Origin of the sequence: Nitrosomonas supralitoralis, from assembly GCF_003011925.2 — a bacterium.
Classification (GTDB): domain Bacteria; phylum Pseudomonadota; class Gammaproteobacteria; order Burkholderiales; family Nitrosomonadaceae; genus Nitrosomonas; species Nitrosomonas supralitoralis.
In genome coordinates this window covers 1-9,113 of sequence record NZ_PXXU01000078.1, presented here as the reverse complement: position 1 = coordinate 9,113, position 9,113 = coordinate 1, and the positions used below count along the sequence as shown (strand labels likewise).

Here is a 9,113-nt window from a genome sequence, read left to right as displayed (position 1 = left end):
ATCGATAGCGAAGTTTGGCGAGAATTCCACTTGTTGGACCACTGCATTTGATCCAACTGTAGCGTTGGTTTCTTTGTTCCAGGTGGTTCCGCCATCGGTTGAACGGTAAATACCGCTGGTAGTACCCACAATAACAAGTTTATCAGTTGAAAATTGGGGAGAAATTGCTACCCATGTATATTTTTGTCCGGGCCAGCCCTGCGATATGATCGAACTAGCGCCCACTCGCAAGAAGGTAACACCACCATTCTGAGTGCGCCATACTTCTCCATTACGGGTAGCGGCAAACGCGGTACGGTCGTTGGCATAATTCGGTGAAACGACTACGCTAGTAATAGGATGGGTATCTGGAACTCCGTGTTGCAACCTCAGGGTTTTGCCAGCATCCTTTGTTTGAATCACTCCATGCAATCTCGTGCCAAGATAAATCTCATTATCGCTGGCAAAATTCGGTGATGCCGCTAGTGCAGTAAATGAAACGATTTTAGAGTCAATAAATCTTGGAACAAACTTGACGCTCCAGCTGGTTCCAAAATCGGTGGAATTTCCAATGCCGCCGCTGGTTGCAGAAACCACTGTTTGAGAACCGTTGAGATTTTTCACGATCTGCGAGTCGAAAAAATTCATCTTCCGTCCCGTTGGATTCGGCCAGCCACTGGTAGACCATGTAGTACCATTGTTCGAAGAAATAACTATGCCTTTACCAAAATAAGTGGTGGCAATCATCTTGTGGTCAGTATGGAAACTTGGAGATAACGCAAGCCCGGTCAATATATCAATTCGTGTTTGACGCTGAAGCCATTTAATTCCGCCATTCTTAGACATGAATAATCCATCAAAGACGGGCAAGAAAACTGTTTTATCTGTGGCATATGTTCTTGATATTTGTAAATCAGTTAATTCAAGAAGTAAAGGAGTTTGGCCGGTAATTTTGGCGTGTGAATTAAAAAGCGTCCAGTTATCACCTCTATCTGTTGATTTGTATACAGATTGAGTCAAACTAGTACAAAATACCGTACGATCAATCAAGTAATTCGGTGAAACTGCTATATTATTGATCGCTTCGTGAGGTAGATTAACCCCTTTGTTAATAAACGAGCTACCTCCATCCTTGCTATAGAAAATGCCAAAGTTTGGAGTTGCCAGAAATATTTCTGCGGCCCCTGGAGCGATGGCCATATCATAGATTACCGTTCCGGTTGGAGTACCCAAATTGGTCCAATCGATACCTCCGTTAGTAGATTTTCTTAAGCTACCAGCATTACTTGCGATCAATAAAGTTTTGTCAGTAGCATAGTTGGGAGATATCGCAATAACCGCCACCTTATTGGTTTTATCGAGTATTTGAACCCAGCTTGAATCTGCGTTGGAACGGCGAAACAGCGCTCCGTTACCATCAGCGAAAAAAAGCACGTAACCAGTGCTTGATTCTGCAACCTCCATTTTTTTTACAATCTTGTTTGAAGGGGAAAGACCTGTATTATAGGGCTCCCATGAATCACCTCGTTTGGTTGATCGATAAACTCCCACTTTCCCTTTGAAGCCAGCAAAAACAGTCTGATCGGTACTAAATTTCGGCGAGACACGAAGAACGCTGAATTCATACGGATGGTCCATTCCATTTGGAATATTGGTCCAGGTAAGTCCACCATCAGTGGTTCGCAGTATTTCATCGTAGCGCCAACCTGTATATGCGCCATCAGTTACTGCGAACATGGTTATCAGTTGCAAAATTGGGTGATGCAGCAAATGCACTGATCATATCGTGGGGATCATGAGCTTGCGCATGCATACCGAAAATACCAAACGACATGACAAATGTCACAATCACAGCAAATTGGCGAATGCTGTAGATTTGAATTTTATTTAATTTAATTAACATCTCTGACCCATTATGTTTTGCCGTTCATCGATAAAAACTCTATAAACTCATGTTGTAGCTTTGATAATTGATAATCCTTCAGTTTCTATATATTTTTAAACTGGATGTTAATATTAGGGTAAATATGTCTTGATACAATAGGTTATTAGTCCTTTTTTTATAGTACGCCTGTACTATAAAATTTCTGATCAATTCAAAGTTTGCGCTGTGATGAGAGAGCAAAAAACTCTAAACAAAATTATCGCTAGGTAAAAATGAAAGATTGTCTACCATGGGATGAGTTATCCGGGAGTTAATATAAGACGTTATGTTCAAGTTTAGGCCGCCCGGACAAAGAGGCCAGAATTTGATTGGAGCGGTGATTATTAAACCCAGATTTCCCATTAGGTTTGATTTCTAATGGAAGCCATTAGAATAAGCTGTTATAAATAAGCATATTTTGGTAAATTAAAGCTGTTTTCCAGATGCATATTTTTCATCCGGGAGGTTTTGATGAAATTTAAGCTTCGATTTACTGAAAAAGAGACTACTGCCTGGGGAGGAATGGGCTTGATGAAACAACTGTTAGATCGCATAGGTTTTCGCTGGTAAGCCGAATGTTCAGCACAACGCTACGCTAAAAGCTCTTTGCCAAAGCAGCTTACCTCACAAATGACGGGCGAAAGAAAATCATAAATATGGCCGTTGCTATGCAACATCGTGAGTGGTTTGAAGGGCTCTGGGACAAGTCCAAGTCCTTTGATTTGCCCGTCAAATTTAAGCTGGCCTTCTCTCCTTAGAAAGTTCTAATGGAAAATCTGGGTTAATTGGGTTTGCACTCGCGATCACCGTGTAATTGATACTTCCTGTTGTGCCCTTTTTAATAAATGCAGATATTTGCTGAAAGGCCCAAAGTCCCATATTGTCATGGCACATGTTCTGACTGCTATTGAAAAATGCCCTGATAGTAATAGGACCATTTGTCGATCCTGTAATTGAATTTATCCGGATTCTATAGCTTGGTGTATTCCCGTTGGGGAGCGGCGTCTTACCATCTGTTTGAATAGAGTCGAACATGGGCTGGATAGAGCTTAATGGGCGGGGCATAATTGGTAGTAACTGATTTACCAATAAAGAATCATAGAATAACGTCAAGATATCATTCTCAGTGTGCAATTGCAGTGCGTTAACATCATGTCGAACATCATCTATAAACATTGTAGAAATTTGGAGGAGTCGAAACGATTCGAACGTTTTCGTCTCGTAAGGATCGGGTATTACTTCCTCTGTGAATTTATAAGTTCCTTCCACATTGAGTCTAGAAGTTGAACCATCAGTTTCCTCTAGAGTCAGCAGCCAATTGAGATCCATGATTTGATTGGTCGTGCTTCTTTTAATCAAACGTTTAGGGTGGGCGTAGCTAGCAATTCTGATTAATACCCTTCTCGGGATATTTTGATTAAGTTGAGATGTATCAATATCAATGCGTTTTAACTGAGGGTGGAAGAATAAAGTTTTTTCCGGATATGAAGTTGATGTGCCGGAAATCGCTGGACCTAGAACCAAGCTCTGACCGAACGGCAGCGGGGGGGTAGGATCACTACTGGCCTTTAGCCGAAGATATCCGGAAGAGTAGATTACAAGAACTTGAGGGAAGCGAATAGTATCGGAAACACGTTTCGCAAAGGATATAACTTTCGCCTTCCCTTTTGATTCTCCGTTAATAAAAATCTCAAAAGGTTCTTCAGGAATAAACTTTCTCAGCTTCTTTATAACCCAGGTACCGTCATTAAACATCTCTATTTTATTAATAGTGTCTTCGTTTATGAGTTAAATGCAGGATTGAAAGAGCAATGGAACGTAGAACCCGGTTATGTTAAATAATCCAGTACTTACATAAACCTATATGCATCCGGCTCGTAGCGTTCTACATTAATAATTTCCGCCTTTTTGGGCATAGCCACGGTATCATACTATGCTTGCATTCGCAAAAGCATATCCATTGATACGCCAAACGCTTTTTCAATCCGCAAAGCCATCTCCAGTGACAATGCCGAATTCTGGCTATCAAGATCGGAATGCGCTTGACGACTAACACCGAGAATGCTATCCGCCTTAGTTATAGTGAGACCCAATTCGTCTAAATCTCAGTTTGGATGAAATCTCCGGGATGGCTGGGCTACATGTCAATTTTAATTGTTGTATCTTTCATCAGTGATAACCCTACAAATCAAGATCGAAAAGCTCATCATTGCTAATCACGAAGGTGATCCGCCAGTTTACGGGAACGAGCTATCCGGCTATTGCGAGAACACCAAGGCGAGTATGCATCGGAGTGGGCAGTGCAGCGGCACCAAATCCCTACCGCTTCATATACAAGATTTGACAGGATATTATATTAAATATCTATGAATAAAAAGTCATACATGATAGAGACTCATAATTAAAATAGGCAAATTTTTTAGAGAAACAAAAATTCCACGCCATTTTTGGGGTGAGCTTCGGAATGTATATTATGGACTATATTGTCACAGGTGTTGACAGTAGCGTATATTTAATTCTTGGAGCATTTTTTTATTTGATTTTCTGTTTCTTAAAAATATATAACCAAACAATGCTAATCCAATAAGCATCAGTAAGGACATATTGGGTTCTTGTACTGCAGAGACCGTTAATTGCATCTCATAATCCCAAGTGCCTCCGCCATTCGTGCTTCGACCTAAAGCGCTATGATAAATCAAAAAATCACCGGACAACGGCAAAAATTTATTAAACAAATAAGTATTTGTATCTGAAAGAATATTGATTTTGGTAGTGTCTAATAAATTATTTTTATCGAATAAATCATACCGTGTAATAAGATAATCTGTATTTGGAAGAACAGAGAGATTAGATATTAGATAATTTATACCAGTTATTTTATATCCATCATCCATAATCAAATTAAAATGATCGAAATCAGATATTGAAGAAATAAATCCTGTTGTTGCGACGATGCTATTTGTTCCCATACCGTGATGAATATCAACAGTAGGCCCAGTTGGAAGATCACCGTAGATTGATTCATCATAAACTACATTTGCATAAATCTTTTGAGAAAGTAAAAACAGAATAACAATTGATATCATAATTTTTTTCATAACGGAGGGCGTCCTGGATTTTATGTAAACGGCGGTTAATAGTGTCGATGCAAATTTTCTTAAAATTGGATAGTAAACCTATATAGTGCAGGTTTCCAATCTCTTAATGGCATTGACCATTTTTTGGCGATATTGATAAGTGCCAAATAGAACAATTGGATCACAGCTTCATCGTTAAAAAACGATCTGCGGCTTATGCTGAGGTATGCTTATTTTCATGGAGTCCGAAGTTTCATAAAATGGAAACATGAAAAGGAGGATGGGGATGGAATTACCCCGCGCACAATATAGCCAGGAATTTAGGCAGCAGTCAGTTAATTTTTAGGATTAACTTTGGTTGAGGCAGCAAAACGACTGTCGTTACTCAGGAGTCACTAAAAACTGGGTATATGTTGACAAACGAGATGCCCTCGCTACCGTAGGTCAGCATGTAACCCAATTCTTTAATGTTTCTTTCGGTAAAGACTGATCATCAATCAGCAGGATGGAGATCATTGCACAGAGCTTTCGATAGGTAGCCTGATATCAATTACCGTGCCCTCGGTGGATGCACTATCCACCAACAGCGCTCCGCTCAATGCAATCACCCGCTCACGCAGACCCGATAAATCTAAACCTGCAAATTGTTGATTGACATCATTGCTTTAACCGTTATCTTCTATCTTCAGCTGCAAGTATATAACTGAAGAATCTTCAATGGTTTCATGGCTGACACTGACTTGGGCCCATGTAGCTGAGAGATAAATGGAGCATTTAAAAAATCTGACATCTTCGAATTACTTGTTATTCATAACGTAAAATCGCCAGACTCCAGAGTAATCAAGCCCGTCAAATGAATTGTCATATCGGGAATTTGGTTGCCGTCGATATCAAAAAGCACATTGGTAACGTTATTCGATGCATTTTTAACAAATCGCACTTCCGCACCTGCACCCGTGAATTTTGAGCTTCCACGAAAAACGAAGGCAGCATTACCTGCAGCGGCCCCATTGGCATCAATCGCGGCCACATCGATATCATCCATTCCTTGCACAAAATCCTTGATCAAATCGAATTGGCCGAAACTTTCGTTTACGGCAGTATAGATAAATTTGTCGGCACCACCGCCGCCTATTAACGTATCAGAACCTTTCCCTCCTCTAATGTTATCTGCACCGCCCAATCCGTTGATCCGATCGTTCCCGGCATTACCAATCAACGTATTCGCCATCCAGTTGCCTGTAATAGTATCGGCGCTGGTGCCGCCAGTGGCATTTTCAATCATGACTCCATGAGCGATGGTGAATCCTCCATTGATCCCGTCAACAACCGAGAGATACCCGCCACCACCCAATGCATGTTGAATTGTCGCGGCACGCAAATCAATTGTCGAACTTTTAATCGATGAATTACGAATGGTTTCAATACCGCCGGTATCCCAAATGCAAGAATAGAAGGTCCCTGGCGCATTATTCGAACTCAAGGTATAGATATCATTCCCCATCCGGTAATTCGTGTTAGCACCATAAAGAAATTGTAAAGCCGCAATGTCGAAGGCCATGGGTGTGCCCTCATATCCATAGCGCGGAGTGATGGCAGGATCTAGCGGGCCGTTAGGACCTGTTTGCCAGCCATCGTTATAGGTCATCATGGTATAGATACCTTGATTGAGGTTGAAATCTCCATAATCCCCAAACGGACCAGTAACGCCCGGAAAGTTTGGTCGCCCACCTCCTCCTGAGTCATGCGGATGTTTCAATCCAACCGAGTGACCCAGTTCATGTATAAACGTAGTGAAATCATATCCTCCTTGGCGAAGACTTGAATAATCATCTGACGAATAGGCATCAAAATTTACTATCGCTGCGCCTTGACGATTGATCACCGGACCGATATCTTCACCGGGAGGAATAGAAGCGCCCAATGCGCCGTGTACATCGGCATTACCGGCTGCGCCAACAATAATGTCGGCATCCGACTGACTGGTCGCAATCATAAAATTAACATTACAAATATGTTCGATAAGCTGCGCGGCGTGCTGAAACATGGCAGCTTCTTTCGGATCAGTATTTGCGGTAATCGGAGTGCCTCCAAAATCGAAAACTTCATTCCCGTTCATACCCGCAATATAAACTTTCAAGCGAGTTCCTATGGTTGGATCATTCCAATGACTGCCCCACAACAAGCCATCAATGTAGACATTGCCAGCAAATGGGCTGGTAACCGGATTCGAAAATGCCATCTATGGGTATATTCCAGCAAAGGCACGTAATGCGTCATGTGATCTCATGTAACATCCTATATAACGAAAAACTCACAGATTTTATACCCTTCAATCTTTCCCTCTTTTAGCGACCAATTCTGATAATCATAATACTATTAATCTCAGAATCTTTATCTAAAATAATCGTATTCTTATCAGGAAGTCACCATCGGCATTTGCGACGACAAGGCCCTGACAGCTTTCGGCGTGTCATCAAATATTCGCAAAGCAAATCTCTTATTGCTGACATCATTCTCAGACATATTGGTGATACTGATCGGGGAACAGTTGACTCTAAAAATTTTACATTCAGCTTTGGATTATTGATTCGGAACTGCTTAAGGAACAAGCCTTACAGCAAACCTTCATAAAATGAAGATACTCTTTGTGTAGAAAGAGAATCCAATAATCTTTATAAAGCAAACATCGGTCTGATTACTGACGCGCAACCCTAAAAACTGGAGTATACTTTTTGCTTACCCCACCTTTACTTATTTAAGGTAATTTCAAAGAATCCCACTTTTTAATTCTTTAGCTTCTGCGATTTTGAACGGTACAGTTTCATTACGTTATTGTCTTTAGCGCCAATTCTTAGTTGAGATTCACTACTTCAAAAGAACAAAAAACATCAAAAAGGACAGGAAAGCCCTAACAACAAGGCGAAATAAGTTGTGCAAAAGGCAACAATCGAGCTCGAAACAAAAATTCGGGAAATATGATATTTATGGCTTTGAAATTATTTTATCCGTATATTTTGGATAATAGTGGAGATCTTTTATTTAAGTCAGGTCAATAATATCCACTTTATTAGTGGACTTATTAGAATGAAATTTTGTTAGTTTGTTGCACACATTCACCCACGCGGATACAAATTCTCTCAGTATTGTTCTGTCTAATAAAGAATGGGATGGGATAATTGGAATTGAGTGAGTGTGGTATTTACAGATACGCTCTAAAGCACCCTCCAAATTATTCGAATCTAAGCTATTCAAAAGATATATACACAGAATAGCTACTTTTTCTCGATTGTATAAATTATTGAACATTTCCTCAAGCATTAGTGCTGCGACTTGCTGACCATTTTTCCATAGGACATCCACCAGATCACCAAATGCACGTGCTTTTCTAAATTTTAATTGAGCTTCATATAGCGGTAATGCACAAAGTTTATGAAAAGTTTGTTTTTCAATTGCACCATCTATAAAAAGGCTCGATATTAGAAAATCAGTATCAAGAAATTTAATTTGGCTATTATCTTTAAAATTTTGAAGATGTAAACCTGCCAAACTTAATTTAGAAATTATGGTTTTTCGCAGAACAATATTAACAATGACAATTACCGCTTCACCCTTAAGCAAACCATCTTTAATGAAATCAGTAAGTATATCTGCTTGAGAAATTTCATTCTCGCATACTTGAACAATATGATGTCTCGGCGCAGGAAGAGTTAAAACATGTTGCAAGTTATTAAAATTTATAGCCATAAATTATAAACGATAAATAAGCAGTCACTTCAGATCCAGAAAGTATTTATCATTTATCACTTTTCTGACTATGGATAAACATTCGATTCTTAAGCAAATATGCAAGGAGTATTAATCACTTGCATATTTTCGTAGAATATTTTTCTTTATATAAGCTTGTGTAAGGTCTCTATAATTAGATAAAACCTGAAGCGTGTCGGTACGAATGCGTACACTTAACGAAAGATTGGCATTCTTTGTATGACTTTTCTGATTGGTAACGCGAGGATGGCTTTGAATTAGAAAATGACGGGAATAATTGACTAAAATAACAGTGCCGGGAGAATACAAAATAAAAGGATAATTAGGTCACTCTATTCCTTTCAATAGGTAATAAGCTATGTAAC

General features: G+C 39.8%; 7 protein-coding genes. All 7 read right to left on the bottom strand.

What is annotated here, in order from left to right:
• Positions 1–1,716, bottom strand: a 1,716-nt coding sequence (locus C7H79_RS15675) for a WD40/YVTN/BNR-like repeat-containing protein (protein WP_242447338.1), incomplete at its 3' end; no start/stop codon positions are given.
• Positions 1,700–1,882: a hypothetical protein gene (locus C7H79_RS19115; RefSeq protein WP_242447337.1), complete on the bottom strand. Its 183-nt coding sequence runs from the start codon at positions 1,880–1,882 to the stop codon at positions 1,700–1,702. The genes C7H79_RS19115 and C7H79_RS15675, both read right to left, overlap by 17 nt.
• Positions 1,883–2,638: 756 nt before the next feature.
• Positions 2,639–3,658: a hypothetical protein gene (locus C7H79_RS15670; protein ID WP_106708203.1), complete on the bottom strand. Its 1,020-nt coding sequence runs from the start codon at positions 3,656–3,658 to the stop codon at positions 2,639–2,641.
• Between the two features lie 176 nt (positions 3,659–3,834).
• Complete coding sequence (locus C7H79_RS18495) at positions 3,835–3,996, bottom strand: helix-turn-helix domain-containing protein (RefSeq protein ID WP_197714660.1); 162 nt, start codon at positions 3,994–3,996, stop codon at positions 3,835–3,837.
• Positions 3,997–4,389: 393 nt separating this feature from the next.
• Positions 4,390–5,001, bottom strand: coding sequence for a hypothetical protein (locus C7H79_RS15660; RefSeq protein WP_147383637.1), 612 nt, complete (start codon positions 4,999–5,001; stop codon positions 4,390–4,392).
• 787 nt (positions 5,002–5,788) lie between these two features.
• Positions 5,789–7,222: a M10 family metallopeptidase gene (locus C7H79_RS15650; RefSeq protein WP_106708201.1), complete on the bottom strand. Its 1,434-nt coding sequence runs from the start codon at positions 7,220–7,222 to the stop codon at positions 5,789–5,791.
• Positions 7,223–8,022: 800 nt separating this feature from the next.
• A complete protein-coding gene (locus C7H79_RS15645; protein ID WP_106708200.1) occupies positions 8,023–8,727 on the bottom strand; it encodes an MEDS domain-containing protein in 705 nt (234 codons plus the stop codon).
• Positions 8,728–9,113 lie beyond the last annotated feature (386 nt).

Excerpts from the sequence above, each read along its gene's own strand:
- C7H79_RS15645 (WP_106708200.1), bottom strand. The coding sequence starts at position 8,727 with ATGGCTATAAATTTTAATAACTTGCAACATGTTTTAACTCTTCCTGCG.
- C7H79_RS19115 (WP_242447337.1), bottom strand. The coding sequence starts at position 1,882 with ATGTTAATTAAATTAAATAAAATTCAAATCTACAGCATTCGCCAATTT.
- C7H79_RS15660 (WP_147383637.1), bottom strand. The coding sequence starts at position 5,001 with ATGAAAAAAATTATGATATCAATTGTTATTCTGTTTTTACTTTCTCAA.
- C7H79_RS15650 (WP_106708201.1), bottom strand. The coding sequence starts at position 7,222 with ATGGCATTTTCGAATCCGGTTACCAGCCCATTTGCTGGCAATGTCTAC.
- C7H79_RS15670 (WP_106708203.1), bottom strand. The coding sequence starts at position 3,658 with ATGTTTAATGACGGTACCTGGGTTATAAAGAAGCTGAGAAAGTTTATT.